13 protein-coding genes and 1 other RNA gene are annotated in these 15,063 nt (G+C 60.7%); 2 read left to right on the top strand and 12 right to left on the bottom strand.

All coding sequences use genetic code 11. The features are described from left to right. Positions 1-76 precede the first annotated feature (76 nt). The 3 genes from rpsA to aroA form a co-directional block, all read right to left on the bottom strand. A complete protein-coding gene (gene rpsA, locus AA105894_RS05600) occupies positions 77-1,771 on the bottom strand; it encodes a 30S ribosomal protein S1 (RefSeq protein WP_188424894.1) in 1,695 nt (564 codons plus the stop codon). 344 nt (positions 1,772-2,115) lie between these two features. After that, positions 2,116-2,748: a (d)CMP kinase gene (gene cmk, locus AA105894_RS05605; protein WP_267310846.1), complete on the bottom strand. Its 633-nt coding sequence runs from the start codon at positions 2,746-2,748 to the stop codon at positions 2,116-2,118. Further along, positions 2,748-4,091 carry a 3-phosphoshikimate 1-carboxyvinyltransferase gene (aroA, locus tag AA105894_RS05610; RefSeq protein ID WP_229719472.1) on the bottom strand — a complete coding sequence of 448 codons (1,344 nt, stop codon included), beginning with the start codon at positions 4,089-4,091 and terminating at the stop codon, positions 2,748-2,750. Before aroA ends, cmk begins: the two co-directional genes overlap by 1 nt. A gap of 183 nt (positions 4,092-4,274) precedes the next feature. Here aroA and AA105894_RS05615 point away from each other — a divergent pair, with 183 nt between their 5' ends. Both AA105894_RS05615 and AA105894_RS05620 read left to right on the top strand, forming a co-directional pair. After that, positions 4,275-4,601 carry an FYDLN acid domain-containing protein gene (locus AA105894_RS05615; RefSeq protein ID WP_267310847.1) on the top strand — a complete coding sequence of 109 codons (327 nt, stop codon included), beginning with the start codon at positions 4,275-4,277 and terminating at the stop codon, positions 4,599-4,601. A gap of 122 nt (positions 4,602-4,723) precedes the next feature. Beyond that, entirely contained in the window at positions 4,724-5,164 is a 441-nt protein-coding gene (locus AA105894_RS05620; protein WP_267310848.1) for a hypothetical protein, read from the top strand. A 25-nt stretch (positions 5,165-5,189) separates the two neighbouring features. On the opposite strand, the gene AA105894_RS05625 is transcribed toward AA105894_RS05620, so the two are convergent. The 9 genes from AA105894_RS05625 to AA105894_RS05665 form a co-directional block, all read right to left on the bottom strand. Then, positions 5,190-7,091, bottom strand: a complete 1,902-nt coding sequence (locus AA105894_RS05625) for a glycosyltransferase family 2 protein (protein ID WP_267310849.1) — start codon at positions 7,089-7,091, stop codon at positions 5,190-5,192. 22 nt (positions 7,092-7,113) lie between these two features. After that, on the bottom strand, positions 7,114-7,875 hold the full coding sequence (locus AA105894_RS05630; RefSeq protein WP_267310850.1) for an SDR family oxidoreductase: 762 nt from the start codon (positions 7,873-7,875) through the stop codon (positions 7,114-7,116). Further along, positions 7,872-8,471 carry a recombination mediator RecR gene (recR, locus tag AA105894_RS05635; protein ID WP_229719471.1) on the bottom strand — a complete coding sequence of 200 codons (600 nt, stop codon included), beginning with the start codon at positions 8,469-8,471 and terminating at the stop codon, positions 7,872-7,874. The genes AA105894_RS05630 and recR overlap by 4 nt, the downstream gene beginning before the upstream one ends. Before the next feature lie 25 nt (positions 8,472-8,496). Then, positions 8,497-8,820 (bottom strand): YbaB/EbfC family nucleoid-associated protein, encoded by a 324-nt coding sequence (locus AA105894_RS05640; protein ID WP_188424879.1) that lies wholly within the window; start codon positions 8,818-8,820, stop codon positions 8,497-8,499. A gap of 18 nt (positions 8,821-8,838) precedes the next feature. Next, positions 8,839-10,893 carry a DNA polymerase III subunit gamma/tau gene (locus tag AA105894_RS05645; RefSeq protein ID WP_267310851.1) on the bottom strand — a complete coding sequence of 685 codons (2,055 nt, stop codon included), beginning with the start codon at positions 10,891-10,893 and terminating at the stop codon, positions 8,839-8,841. 32 nt (positions 10,894-10,925) lie between these two features. After that, positions 10,926-11,022: signal recognition particle sRNA small type (ffs, locus tag AA105894_RS05650), an RNA gene on the bottom strand. 57 nt (positions 11,023-11,079) lie between these two features. Continuing rightward, positions 11,080-12,804, bottom strand: a complete 1,725-nt coding sequence (ggt, locus tag AA105894_RS05655) for a gamma-glutamyltransferase (protein WP_267311032.1) — start codon at positions 12,802-12,804, stop codon at positions 11,080-11,082. Positions 12,805-12,913: 109 nt separating this feature from the next. Further along, on the bottom strand, positions 12,914-13,711 hold the full coding sequence (gene map, locus AA105894_RS05660) for a type I methionyl aminopeptidase (protein ID WP_188425381.1): 798 nt from the start codon (positions 13,709-13,711) through the stop codon (positions 12,914-12,916). A gap of 122 nt (positions 13,712-13,833) precedes the next feature. Next, complete coding sequence (locus AA105894_RS05665; protein WP_373316735.1) at positions 13,834-14,952, bottom strand: D-alanyl-D-alanine carboxypeptidase family protein; 1,119 nt, start codon at positions 14,950-14,952, stop codon at positions 13,834-13,836. Between the last annotated feature and the right edge of the window lie 111 nt (positions 14,953-15,063).

Below are 15,063 nucleotides of genomic sequence, written 5' to 3' on the forward strand. Positions count from 1 at the left end.
CTATCTCGTTCACAAGAAAAAATAAAAGGGCTGCCGAAGCAGCCCTTTCATAGTGTTTCAGCAAAATGACTGCAGATTACACTTCGGTATTACGACGACGGATCGCCGCACCGAGGATGTCACCAAGCGATGCACCGCTGTCGGACGAGCCGTATTCGTTGATGGCTGCCTTGTCTTCCTCGACCTCACGGCCACGGATGGTCAGAGCCAGCTTGCGCGAGGCGCGATCAACGGAAACAACCTTCGCATCGACCTTCTCGCCAACTGCGAAGCGCTCGGGGCGCTGCTCAGCCTTGTCGCGAGCCAGTTCGGCACGACGGATGAAGCCGGTCAGAACGTCATCGACCTTCACTTCGATACCGTTGGTCTGAACCGACGTCACGAGGCAGGTCACGATGTCGCCCTTGTGGACGCGCGACAGGGTATCGGCTGCCGGATCTTCCTGCAGCTGCTTGATGCCGAGCGAGATGCGCTCCTTTTCGGCGTCAACGTCGAGCACCTTGGCCTGAACAACCTGACCCTTCTCGAACTTGGCCATGGCTGCTTCGCCGGCTTCGTCCCAGGAAAGATCGGACATGTGCACCATGCCGTCGATATCGGCAGAGAGACCCACGAACAGACCGAATTCGGTGATGTTGCGGATTTCGCCTTCGATGGTCGAACCGACCTTGTGCTCTTCGGCGAACTGCTCCCACGGGTTGCGCTGAACCTGCTTCAGGCCGAGCGAGATACGACGCTTGGCGCTGTCCACGTCGAGAACCATGACGTCGACTTCCTGCGAGGTCGCGACAAGCTTGCCCGGATGGACGTTCTTCTTCGTCCAGGACATCTCGGAAACGTGCACCAGACCTTCGACGCCCGGCTCGAGTTCAACGAATGCACCGTAATCGGTGATGTTCGTGACGCGACCCGAGTAACGAGCACCCGGCGGATACTTGATCGCCACGTTCTCCCACGGATCAGCTTCAAGCTGCTTCATGCCCAGCGAGATACGCTGCGTGTCGGAGTTGAAGCGGATGACCTGAACGCGAACCGGCATGCCGATCTGCAGGGCTTCGGACGGGTGGTTGATGCGCTTCCAGGCAATGTCTGTGACATGCAGGAGGCCATCGACGCCGCCGAGATCAACGAACGCACCATAATCGGTGATGTTCTTGACCACGCCATCGAGGATCATGCCTTCCTTCAGGCCCTGGATCAGCTCGGAACGCTGCTCTGCACGGGTCTCTTCAAGAACGGCACGACGCGAGACAACGATGTTGCCACGGGCGCGATCCATCTTGAGGATCTGGAAAGGCTGGGGCTGACCCATGAGCGGAGCGACATCGCGCACGGGGCGGATATCGACCTGGCTGCCCGGAAGGAACGCCATGGCGCCGCCGAGATCAACCGTGAAGCCGCCCTTGACGCGACCATAGATCGTGCCGTTGACGCGCTGGTTGTTCGCGAATGCGCGCTCGAGCGAGGTCCATGCCTCTTCACGACGGGCCTTCTCGCGCGACAGCACGATGGAGCCGTCACGGTCTTCGTAGCGCTCGACATAAAGCTCGATCACGTCGCCCGGACGAACGTCAGGCGCGGTGCCCGGCGGTCCGAATTCCTTGAGCGAAACGCGGCCTTCGCTCTTGAGGCCGACATCAACGATCGCGAACTCATCCGTCAGGCGGATAACGCGACCGGTAACGACGGAGCCGTCAAAGCCCGTGTCCTGGCCGAGGGTCTCGTCAAGAAGAGCTGCAAAGTCTTCGACGGTGTTGGTGGCTGAAGCCATGTGTTTTCGTAATCCTGGGCCGATCGTGACGATCGGGCCAATGTCTGCGCCCGACACCTTGGCCGGACGGCGTGCTCATGAACATCGGTCCACCCATGAGCCTTCGGGAAAGAGAAAGGACGCCCGTTCAGTTTTACGGAGCGAGCAAGCGCAGGGGACGTTACGCTGCATGACGTCAGACACCCGCAGCCGGGTGCTTGTCAATGAAAACCTCGGGATTCTGGCCGTTTTCGCCAATTCCCGCCCCGGAAACACCCTGATCACCCCCCGCCCTGCAAACAGGGCAAGGAGCTCTCAGGAGCAGATCTGCCGGAGGCAGAGGGAGTCTCCTGACGGCAGATCAATCAGGCAGAAAAGCGCGACCTGACAACTGACAGCGCATGAGCGAGCACGGCCTTCGCATCGAGATGATCTGTCTCGACCAGAACAGCGTCATCGGCCTTGCGCAGTGGCGAGACGGGACGCTCGGCATCCTTGCGGTCGCGCGCCTCGATCTCTGCCGCCAGTTCCTCAAGCTCCGCCTGAACCGGATCGGCCATACCGTGCATCTGCTGGTAGCGACGCAGCGCTCTCACCGCGGCGCTGGCCGTAACAAAGAACTTGAGATCGGCATCGGGAAACACAACGGTTCCGATATCACGCCCGTCAATCACGGCGCCACTCGCCATGGCGAATTCCCGCTGGCGCTTCAGCAACGCCGCACGGACGGGGGGCTGTGTCGCGACGGCACTCGCGCCACGATCGATTTCCGGAACACGCAGATCGTTACGCTGGAGGTCTTCAGGCTGCAGCGCATGAGCTGTCTGCTCGCCGCTATCTGCCGCAGGATCCAGCCCAGCGAGAATCATCTGCCGCGCGACCGCACGATAGAGAAGCCCCGTATCGAGGTGAGGCAGGTCAAGAGCGGCGGCAAGCGCCTTTGCAAGCGTGCCTTTGCCTGCAGCGGCAGGCCCGTCGACAGCGATAATGAGGCGCATCAGAGAACGGCCCCGAGCGCAGCCATCAGTGATACGAAGCCAGGGAAGCTTGTATTGATGAAGCCTGTATCGTCGACGAGCACCGGCTTTTCAGCAGCCAGCCCGAAGACAATCGCACTCATGGCCAGACGATGATCCATCTGTGTCTCGACAAGGCCGCCACCCAGACCTTCTGCGCTGCCACGCCCCTCAATGATCATGTCATCGCCCTCGACGCGCACATCGGCACCATTGGCCTTGAGCAGCGCGACAGTCGCAGAAAGACGATCACTCTCCTTGACGCGAAGCTCCTCAAGACCGCGCAGACGCGACGTGCCGCTGGCAAAAGCGCAGGCCACCGCCAGAACAGGATATTCATCGATCATCGACGGGGCACGATCTGCCGGCACATCGACACCACGCAGGGCGGCGCTGCGCACCACCAGATCGCCAACGGGCTCTCCCCCTTCGACGCGCTCGTTTTCGATGTCGAGCACAGCCCCCATTTCACGCAGCGTCGTGAAAAGACCCGTGCGCAGCGGGTTGAGCCCGACACCCGGCAGACGGATTTCCGAGCCCGGCACGAGGCTTGCCGCAACGATGGGGAATGCAGCCGATGACGGATCGGCGGGCACCACCACATCGCGGGCCACGAGACGCGCACGACCTTCGAGTGTGATGATGCGCCCGCCTGTGGGGGTCAGCCCGACATCCACACCGACACCGAAATGACGCAGCATGTTTTCGGTGTGGTCGCGCGTCGCAACCGGCTCTTCAACCCGTGTCCTGCCTTCGGCATTCAGACCGGCGAGCAGAATGGCGGATTTCACCTGAGCCGAAGCGACCGGCAGACAATAGGAGAGCGGCGTCGCCTCGCCCGTGCCGATAATGGCCATGGGCAGCTTTTCGCCAAGGCGGGTGGCAAAACAGGCACCATTACCAGCAAGAGGCTGGGTCACGCGGCGCATGGGGCGACCGCGCAGACTTGCATCGCCTGTCATGAAGCTGGTGATGGCATGGCTCGACAGAATGCCGGAAAGCAGGCGGGCCGCGGTGCCGGAATTACCCATATCGAGCACATCGGCCGGCTCCTGGAGGGCACCGACGCCCTTGCCATCGATCACCCACTGGTCGGCTTCACGTGTGATGGTCGCACCGAGCGCGCGCATCGCGTCGGCCGTGCGCAGGACGTCTTCCCCTTCGAGCAGCCCCGTCACGACGGTGCGCCCCTCTGCAAGAGAGGCCAGCATCAGCGCCCTGTGGCTGATGGATTTGTCGCCAGGAACGCGAATCGTGCCACGAAGCGGGCCGGGATTGCGTGCAACGGAGAGAGGAATGACGGGGGCAGAAGGATGATGTTCCATGATAGCGTTCATTCCGATGCAGCGCCGCGGCTGTCAATTGCCGCGATCTGTTTTCCAAGTGGTTTTAGCATGAAAAACCGAGGTTGCATTTGACATGGCGAGCGCAAGCTGGCATGGCCCCGTGCTTCGCGGCTCAAGCCGCTCTTCTTTTTTCAACCGGTTCAGGATCGACAGGTAGTCATCATGGCAAAACCAGAACTCGGTCTGAAGCGCGTGTGCGTCTCTTGTGGCGCGCGTTTCTACGACCTGAATCGCGCTCCCGCGATTTGCCCGAAATGTGGTGCAGAGCAGCCCAGCGATCTGCCCCAGCCCAAGCGCGGCGGCGATATCCCCGCCGATCAGACGAAAGACTCCCCCAAGAACGACGAAGAAGACATCGACGTCGATCTGGATGCAGATGATGACGATGATGATGACGTCATGGAAGACGCGTCTGATCTGGATGACGACGACGACGATCTCGGATCGGAAATCGAAGTCACCACAGACAACGACGACAACGAGAATTGATGCTATTGAGAAAAGCCGGTCTGACCGGCTTTTTTCTTTTATGCATGGCCCCTCCCCCTTCTTTGGCAGAGACCGCGCATCAGTTACAGCAAGCCCTGAACGCCCAACCAAGCGCGACCAGGGTGCTGCAACATTATTGCCAGGGTCGTTTTCCCGGCCTTGCGCTTCAGGCCGTTGCACTACCGCCCGGCCCTGACGCGCCCCCTCCCCCGGAACCTGAGCGTTTTACCCTGCGAAAAGGGGAGACACTGCGCACACGGCATGTCAGCCTGCGCTGCGGCGCGCTGGTGCTTTCCGATGCCTGGAACTGGTACGTACCAGAACGTCTGACGTCAGAAATGAATAAAGCGCTCGACAATTCGACAGAGCCGTTCGGCCATGTCGTCGCCAGTCTGCACTTCACCCGCCTGACCCTTTCCAGCGAGACCGAAAATCTGCCTACGGGTGTTCTGTTACGCAATCGGGCCTTACTTCAGCGAGGCGGAGACAGGCTGCCCTTCTCTCTGGTTGAAGAAAGCTATCTGGCCGCAGGGTTCAGCCATAAGGCCCTCCCGCCCGAGTGACGTCCGGTCTGAAGGGCGGGAAACTTCAGATCATCTCTCTCTTATGGCCACGCAGTTCTCGCCATTCATCGACAAGCGCGCACCACCGCTCGCGCACATCTGCCGCTATCCGGTCATCATTCTGCATGATCCGCGCACTCTGCTCAACGAAGGCTACAGACTGGGACAGGAAACGGCGTTCAATTTCAGCCTGAGCCGCAGCGACCCCCGGTATGGCAAGAAGACGTCTCATGCCCCGGTGAATATCATCAGCCAATACACGCCCAGGCTTGGGGCCATCCAGACTGAACCGTGTCGTGAAAAGGTCGAAGATACCGGGGTTGTTGTAGCGGAAATGCTTCTCTTTCAGGACGCCGGTATTGTCATTTTCGCCCCGGGCGAATTTCCAGACATATTCTTCCAGAGACCGCACGTGATAATGACAAATAGCAGCGTTGATTGTCGGCTTCGCCGCAAAATTGACGTCGTGATCGGTCAGATCGCCATTCTTCTGACGCTCGCCGTCGATCGTCATATAGGGTACGAACGTACGATCACGAGATGTGGGATGATGGGCTGACGCACCGGAAAAAAGATTTGTCCGAAAGACGGTTTTGATGAGCGGGTGCGTCTCTGTCTCGACAAAGCGCTCTGCCGAGAGACCCGGCGCCCAGGTCAAATGGCCGTTTGGCGTCAGTACACGCCATGACATTGCAATGGCCTCGGCTCCCTCACGCTCTCGATCAGCCAGCAGAGGGGGCAGACAGTAATCGACATCCGCGCCCGGGAGGACGACCTCGTCGAGATCGACCACGAGACACCAGCGATAATCGAGTATCTCGGGCAGAATCATCAGGGCATGGTCATAAGCCTTGTCCTGCATGTTGATGCGCTCGGGGGCCGCCCCGCTATTATCGATCCAGATGATCTCGCCAGCAGCGGCAAGGGCGCGCAGCATGGCATCGGAGCCATCAGTCAGGTCGTTGGTATAGATGAAGAACTGCTCAACACCGATACGCCGGTGATGGGCGATCCACTCAAGAAGATAGAGCCCCTCGTCACGGGCAGTCGCCAGAAGGGCCAGCGTTCTGGTCGGTGCGATCGCGCGCCTGGCAGCGCTAAGTAATTCCGCCCCTCGGCAATAGACGCTCTTGCCGCGCATATTCTCCTTGAAACCCATGAAATCAAAGGAGGCATCGGCGCGCTGTATGGCTAGACGACGGCCTTGCCGGAAGTCGTTAAGGCGGCTGAACCCCTCTGCGAGCCATTTGGCCGTCGGCAGGGAAACAAGAAGCCGCGCGCATTTCTGAGTAATGGGGTTGTCCTGCCGCGTCAGGTCAGAGACGAAGAGCGCCGCAAATGCCTGAAGCGCCTCGGCAGTCAGAAGATCGCCCAACAGATCGAGAAGAGCCGGGTGAAATGACGGTGGACACTCGAGAAGCGCATCAAGGAGCTGCTCGGAACTCTTCCTCCCCTGCAAGATGGCCGCAAACTGCGTCGCAAAATCATCCCATCGCGCGTTTGCGGGCAGTTCCACAGGCGCAAGAGTAAAACGCTCCCAGTCTGAAGCGGCCGTACGATCTGTAAAAATGCGCCCTGTATCAATTTCCGCTGTGAGGAAATTGGGGTGCCCGTAGTATTTGAGAGCCACCTTATCGCCCTGCTGCCTGATGGCGGAAAGCAAGGCAAATTCCGGTGCCCAGCCACCGCGCTGGAATGCGGCGCCCGCCTCAGGCCACTCGCCATTGGTGGTGACAAGCAACAGCAGACCAGGCGCGCAGAACCATCTCATGGCCAATGTCTGACGCGATGCGTCCTGAGATGCATGGTGCGACAAGGTCAGGTTTGCGGGATCGAGACAAAGCATTGTCTGATGCTCTGTAACCACCCTGGAAATCGTGCAGATGACACGCTCACCATTGGTCATACGACACTGAAATGAGGTCATCTCGACGGGTCCACCTTTTATATCAAGCGCGCCACTGTAGATGCTGACCGCCATCCAGCGCAATCATCTGCCCGGTTACTGATGGCATGCGCAGTAATGCGGTCATGGCCGTGACAATTTCTTGCGGATCGGCACCCGTTTGCAGAGGCGCATTTTGACGCATCCGGGCAAAATGCTCGTCACTTTGTCCGATAGCCGGCAGCACGGGACCCGGGCCGATCGCATTGACGCGAATACGCGGCGCAAGCGCAAGCGCCATGCTCTGGGTCAGAGTCCAGAGCCCTGCTTTCGAAAGCGTATAACTGACGAAATGCGGCGTCAGATTCCAGACACGCTGATCGAGCAGATTGAGCACCATGCCCTGGGCCGTCTCGGGCAAAGCGCGGGCGAAATCCTGCATCAGCACGAAGGGCGCGCGCAGATTGGTCTCCATGTGACGATCCCACGACTCACGGGTCGCATCATGCCATTCGTCACGTTCGAAAACCGACGCATTATTGATCAGCACACCAATCGGCCCGAGAGCCTTTGTAGCGTCGCTCATCAGCGAGGCGACGTCGGCCTCTTTCGAGAGATCCGCTTCGAGCACACAGCCCGTGACGTCGAGCGTCGCCAGAAGCGCACGCGCTTCATCGGCATGACTGCGACAATGAACGGCGATGGCGAAACCTTCCTGAGCCAGAGCCTCGACCAGTGCCCTGCCAATGCGCCTGACGCCTCCCGTCACCAGAGCGGCCCGCGGGATCAAGGGCGCAATATCGGCGCGTGGTGCGACATGTTTCATTGCGCAGGCCGCCTTGCTGAAAGGGCCGCTGCAAGCGTGCCGTCATCGAGCACATCCAGCGCGCCACCGATTGGCACACCGTGACCAACGCGTGTCACAGCGACCTTGTGGGCAGAGAGCTTCTCCTGCAACCAATGGGCAGTACTGGCGCCCTCGACTGTTGCCCCGAGCGCCAGAATGACCTCGCGCACCTCACCTGAAGCCACACGCGACAGGAGAGAGGCCGTATTGAGATCTTCCGGCCCCGTGCCCGAGAGCGCGGAAAGCACGCCACCGAGCACCTGATACGTGCCGGGATGCAGACGCGAGCGTTCCAGCGCCCAGAGATCGCCCACCGTCTCGACCACACAGATCAATCCATGATCGCGTGACGGGTCGGCGCAGATGCTGCAGGGGTCACTGCTGTCGAGGGTGCCACAGATATGGCAGCTTCGCACTGAATGCGCGGCTGCTTCCATGGCCTGAGCGAGCGGTAGCAGCCTAGTCTGGGGCGAGCGCAGCAGCACCAGCGCGGCCCGCCTTGCGGAACGCGGCCCGAGACCAGGCAGGCGCGATAACAGCTGGATCAGCCTTTCGACATCGCCACCACCCATCATGACCCTGCGCTCCCTATAGGGTTGATCAGAAAGGGAATTTCAGACCGGCAGGCAGGTCGATGCCGCCAGTGACCTTGCGCATTTCTTCCGCATTGGCCGCTTCGACCTTGGTGCGTGCATCGGCAAAGGCAGCAATGATCAGATCCTGCAGCATCTCGACCTCATTCGGGTCAGCAAGCTTGGGGTCGATCCTGAGCGCGCGCATGTCACCCTTGCCGCTCAGCGTGACACTGACCAGACCCGCACCCGAAACGCCCTCAACCGTCAGCGCATTGAGTGTGTTCTGAACGTCTTCCATGCGCGACTGCATCTGGGAAGCCTGCTTCATCAGCCCTGCGAGATTCTTCATGGTGTTTGCTCCTTGAGACTAGAAAGAGGACCCGCCGCCGAAATCGTGCCAGTCATCATCATCCATCAGATCGGCATCGATCGGGGCAAAGTCCAGATCGGGGGCCACCGGCTCTGTCGCCCAGCTTTCGGGCGCCTCAAGCTCTTCGGGCGGCAACCCGTATTCATCGAGCGACAGATCCTTGGGTTCACCGACACGGGCATCGGGAAAGACATCGAGAATGGCGCGCAGCAATGGATGAGCATGCAATTCCTCACGATGCAGAGCCACAATCTCGGCACCCTGCTCATCAAGCGTCGGCTCGCCCTCTTCCTGCGAGGTCTCGATCTGCCACTGACCCGGGTAAACGCGCTCGAGCAGGGCCTGAAGCCGCGTTTCGATACGCGGCGGCGTTCCACGCGCCATGCGCAGCACGACGCGCGGTGGCTCAAAACGCACCAGATGCGCGGAATGGCGCAGAATACCGTGCAGCATCGCCTCTGACTCACGCGCCACGAAAGCGACGATCTCACGCCAGGAACGCAGAGGTGGCGGCGGTGGATCGGCGCGCTCGCTCTCTGGTGGCGACGGCACTGGTGTCAGGATCGGCGCGGGCGCGAGGTCTGGCGTTTCATAGGCCACACCGCCATTGGCCACGAGACGCAGGGCGGCACGCGGGCGGTCATCGCCACCCTCACCCGCTGGCCCTGCCATTGTCCCGCGAGCCGTCAGCCCCGCTCCGTCCTCAGATGTCTGGCCTGAGGGCAGGCCAGAGGCGCCGCCCTCCTGTCCATCTGCGGGCATCTGCATGACCAGCCGAGCCAGACGATCGGGAGTCGGGAGTGTGCTGGCATAGCAAAGACGGATCAGCACCATCTCGGCTGCCGCACGGCGGTCTGGCGCCTGTTCGACTTCCTGGATGCCCTTGAGCAGGATCTGCCAGGCGCGCCCAAGCTCTGCATTAGGCAGACGATCGGCAAGAGACGCGCCACGATCACGCTCAGCCTCGGGCAGTTCACGACTATGGCGAAGGCTCGGGATCGCCTTGAGACGCGAAATGATATGAATCAGATCGAGCAGATCGGTCAGCAGAATACCGAGATCGGCACCCTGAGCATAGGCCTGGCCACTGATCGAAAGCGCCTGATCGGCCTTGCCCTGCATCAGCACTTCAAACAGGTCGAAGACAAGCTGGCGGTCTGCAAGCCCCAGCATGGCGCTGACCATGGGCGCTTCGATGCGCGCGGCACCTTCCCCCTCGCCCTGGGCAATCGCCTGATCGAGCAAGGACAGGCCATCGCGTACCGAACCATCGGCAGCACGCGCAATGAGCGAGAGCGCCTCATCGGCAAACGCGACCGACTCCTTTTCTGCAATACCGGCGAAATGCTGCATCAGCATTTCCTGCGGCACGCGACGCAGGTCGAAACGCTGACAGCGCGACAGCACGGTGACAGGCACCTTGCGCAGCTCTGTCGTCGCAAAAATGAACGTTACCTGCTCGGGAGGCTCTTCAAGCGTCTTCAGCAATGCATTGAATGCATTGCGCGAGAGCATGTGGACCTCATCGATGATGAAGACCTTCATACGCCCCTGCATGGGCCGGAAACGCGTTGCCTCGATGATCTCGCGGATATCGTCCACGCCAGTGCGTGAGGCCGCATCCATTTCCAGAACGTCGGGATGGCGATCGGCGAGGATGGCGGTGCAATTGGCGCACACGCCGCATGGATCGGCTGTGGGGCCGCCCTGACCGTCCACGCCAATACAGTTCAGAGCCCGCGCGATGATACGCGCGGTCGTAGTCTTGCCGACGCCACGCACCCCGGTGAGCATGAAGGCATGCGCCACGCGGCCCAGCTGGAAGGCCCGGCGCAGGATACGTACCGTGGCGTCCTGACCGATCAGATCGTCGAAATGCTGGGGGCGATATTTGCGCGCCAGAACACGATAGGGCCCGCTGCGCTCTGCCTGCTTCTGCGGCTCGGGAGTCGCAACCGGTGTCGGCGCAGAAGGCGCATCGAAAAAACCGCCCTCCTCCATCGGGGGGAGCGGAATTTCTTCTGATGTAGGGGTATCGTCTGAAGGGGTCATGCGCGGAAAAGCGAGACCGGCTGCTTCAGAGGGTGGGAGGCCGAACACATGACCCGAACAAAACTCACTGCGGCTGCTTCCTTCCGGACCTGACCGGGTTCGCAAGCCGTCCGTCCAAGGCCGACCTCCCGGTGCAGGGTTAACACCATTCTGCCTCTCTTGCGCAAGAGGCAGGTGCAGGTTTTTTTACAACCCGCTCGCGCCGCCACCCTCATGACGACGATCCCAGCCGCCATAAAGCTTGCCGGTCTGCGCTGCAGCGACTGAGGGGCGCCCGAAAAGGATACCCTCTGCGACACCCCATGGACGGTGCGGAGACAGCGAATAGCCTTCAAGTTGCAGGGCCTGCATGACGTCCGGGCTGAGCGCACGCGGCTCCAGTTCGATGGCCACCGGCTTCCACTGCTCATGAATACGCGGCAGATCGACTGCCTGCTGGATATCCAGCCCGCCATCGATCACCCCGAGCACAACCGACAGCACGATGGTCGGAATGCGCGACCCGCCGGGACTGCCGATCACCATGAAAGGCTTGCCCTCATGAGAGATGATTGTGGGCGCCATGGAAGAAAGAGGCGTCTTGCCCGGCGCGATGGCATTGGCCTCGGAGCCGACAATGCCGAACATGTTGGCGCTGCCGGGCTTGGCCGAGAAATCATCCATCTCGTCATTGAGGAAGAAGCCTGTATCGCCACCGATCACACCGGCACCGAACCAGCCATTGAGCGTGTAGGTTGCCGAAATGGCAAAGCCCGAGCGATCGGCGACAGAAAACTGCGTCGTCTCGTGCTTTTCATGGGTGTCGCCTGCGGAGGGCTGCGCCGCCATGGGCATTGCAGCCCCGGCCACCAGAGCGTCGGAATTTAGCGCATGATCGAGGGGAATTCCCTTGCGGATTTCTGCGGCATAAGCCGGGTCAATCAGATGGGCGACCGGGTTTTTCACGAAATCAGGGTCACCCAGGTCACGGCGATCCGAATAGGCATGACGCATGGCTTCGACCTGACGCTGCACACCGGCCACGCTGCGCAGGCCGAGCGCCTTCATGTCATAGCCGGAGAGGATATCGAGCATCTCGCAAAGCGCGACACCACCACCGCTCGGAGGGGGCGCCGTGTCGATGTCATAACCGCGATAGCTGCAATGGATCGGCGCAAACTCGCGCGGGTGATAGGCTGCAAAATCGGCAAGGGTCAGAATACCCCCGTTTTCCTTGCTCGCCGCGACGACCTGCCGGGCGATCTCGCCCTTGTAGAAAACATCGGCACCCGATTGCGCGATACTGCGCAGCGTCCTTGCGAGCGCCTTCTGAACCAGGCGGTCGCCTTTCTGGAGCGGGGTGCCATCGGGGCGCAGGAAAATGCCACGCGCATGGGCATCCTTCTGAAAGGCCTCCGTGCTGGTATGGAGCAGATCGGCATCACCCTGCCCCAGCACGAACCCCTTCTCGGCCAGAGCGATCGCCGGTGCCATGACCTTCGCACGGCTGAGCTTGCCCCATCGGTGGTGAATTTCCTCAAGTCCTGCGACGGTGCCGGGCACGCCTATGGCACGCCAGCCCTCAATCGACGCCTTCTGGTCCACCTTACCCTGGGCATCCTGATACATGGTGGGCGTCGCTGCGCCCGGCGCACGTTCGCGAAAATCGATGAACGTCGTCTTGCCATCCGGCAGGCGCAGGGTCATGAACCCGCCGCCGCCGATATTACCCGCAGCCGGGTAAACAACAGCCAGCGCATAGCCGACAGCGACCGCTGCGTCAGCTGCGTTCCCGCCAGCGGCGAGAATCTGGCGCCCGGCCTCGGAAGCAAGATGTTGCGCCGACACCACCATGCCCCGTGTCCCCTCGACCGGCCTGGCCGGTTTCAGCTCGGGATTGACTGTCCCGAAGGCCAGCGGGTCGTAGGGCATGGCAGCCGGAGCTGCGAGGGACAGGCTCGGCAGGGAAATACCGGCGAGAAGGAACGACAGAACTGCCGTCCGGGTGCAGACACGCTTCACGTAGATCGTTCCTTACCGTTCAGCCCAGCTTGTACGGGGGCTTGGTGTAACCAGCGGGTGAAAGTGTGAAAATCTCGCATCCATCGCGTGTGACGGCAAGCATGTGCTCGAACTGCGCTGAGAGGGAGCGGTCACGCGTAACAGCTGTCCAGCCATCCTCAAGCGTCTTTGTACCTTCTTTGCCGAGATTGAGCATGGGCTCGATGGTAAAGACCATACCTTCCTGCAGTTTCAGCCCCTTGCCGGGCTTGCCGTAATGAACGACCTGCGGTTCTGCGTGAAATTCGCGCCCGATGCCATGGCCGCAGAAATCGCGCACGACCGAGAGACGCAGCCCTTCGGCGAAGCTCTGTATAGCATGGCCGACATCACCCAGCGTCTTGCCCGGGGCGACTTCGGCAATACCGAGCATCAGCGCCTTGTAGGTCGCATCGACGAGATTGACAGCCTTACGCGGCACGGCCCCGACCAGATACATGCGTGACGTGTCACCATACCAGCCATCAAGAATCGAGGTGACGTCAATATTGACGATATCACCATCCTTCAGAAGGCGTTCACCAGGAATGCCGTGACAGACAACGTGATTAATCGAGATGCAGCAGGATTTGGGAAAGCCGCGATAGTTCAGCGGCGCCGGGATCGCACCGTGATCGAGCGTGTACTCATGGATCAGCCGGTTGAGATCGTCGGTCTTGGCACCCGGCACCACATAGGGCGTGATCATGTCGAGCGTCGCAGCTGCCAGCTGCCCCGCCTTTCTCAGACCGACAAAATCTTCCTCGGTGTGGATGGGAACCCCATGATACGACTCCATACTGTCCATGCGCTGATTTCACCTCCTGCTGAATTCTGTCATCTTGCAAAGAATTCAGAGAAAATGCGCGCCCGAAGCGTCAGGGGCAAGATCAACGCCGCGTTTTTTCGCGGCTTCCGGGTTCAGCCCTTCTGGTGACGGGATTTTTTCTTCGTCGCAACGACATGGCGTGAGGTCGCCATGCGTACATTGGCACTGGCGACAGTGTGATGCCTGGCACCATGCGCAACCGGCTGGTAGCGGCGCGGACCCGTCGGCGCTTCGGCCACCTCGAAGACGGCGCTCGACCCACCCGAGGCATGACCACGGCGGCGCACATTGCGTGCCAGCACTGTGCGCGGGTGCAACGGTGCCATGGGCGCCACGCCTTCCGAGGCGAAACCCTGGTCGAGAATATTCGCCATCATGGCGTTGCGCTGCGGATTGGAGCGCGCGCCCAGCACCACGCCTACCAGACGGACATTGCTGCGCTGCGCCGAGGTGATGAGGTTATGACCTGCCAGATCCGTATATCCCGTCTTCATGCCATCTGCCCCTGCATAGGTCTTGAGCATGGGATTATGGTTGGGGATCATGCGCCCGTGAAAGGCGAACATCGGCGTCGAGAAGTAATGGTAATATTCAGGAAAATCCTGAACGAGATGCTGCGCCAGCATCGACAAATCGCGAGCCGTCGTCACCTGATCGGGGTCAGGCAGGCCTGACGCATTACGGAACGTCGTGTTGGACATGCCGAGCGCGCGCGCCTGCTGCGTCATCATATTGGCAAAACGCACTTCATCGCCGCCACCAAGCAGTTCGCCCAGAGCGCAGGCAGCATCATTGGCCGATTTCGTGACAAGCCCGAGAATCGCCTGCTGCACAACAAAACGCGTGCCAGGCACAAGACCGAGCTTCGACGGTGCCTGGGTCGAGGCATGGATCGAGACGGGCACCGTGGTGTCAGGCGTGATTTCACCAGCCTTCAAGGCACGAAACGCCATATAGAGCGTCATGAGCTTGGTCAGCGACGCCGGATAGCGCTGGAGATCGGGATCGACCTGCGACAGCACGGCACCGCTATTGACGTCGACGACATAGGAACTGATGTGACCGGCATACTGGGCGTGCGCCACTTTTGGCACGGCAACCACACCGGCACTCAGGCACATGCCCAGCGCAGTGCGCGTGAACACGACCCATTTGCGCGTCTTACCCGCATTCTCAACCTTCTGAAGGCGTTTCTTCTTTGCGGATTGCATGCAGTAGGTCACTTGTGCCCCCGGTTCACTGGCGGTTTTCCCATCATAGACAGACGCCTTTCCTGTCGTCCACGATCATCTGCCCCAATTGCGGGAAAAATAAGGTAAACG

The organism is Asaia spathodeae NBRC 105894 (genome assembly GCF_025994195.1).
In the GTDB taxonomy this organism is placed as follows: Bacteria; Pseudomonadota; Alphaproteobacteria; order Acetobacterales; family Acetobacteraceae; genus Asaia; species Asaia siamensis.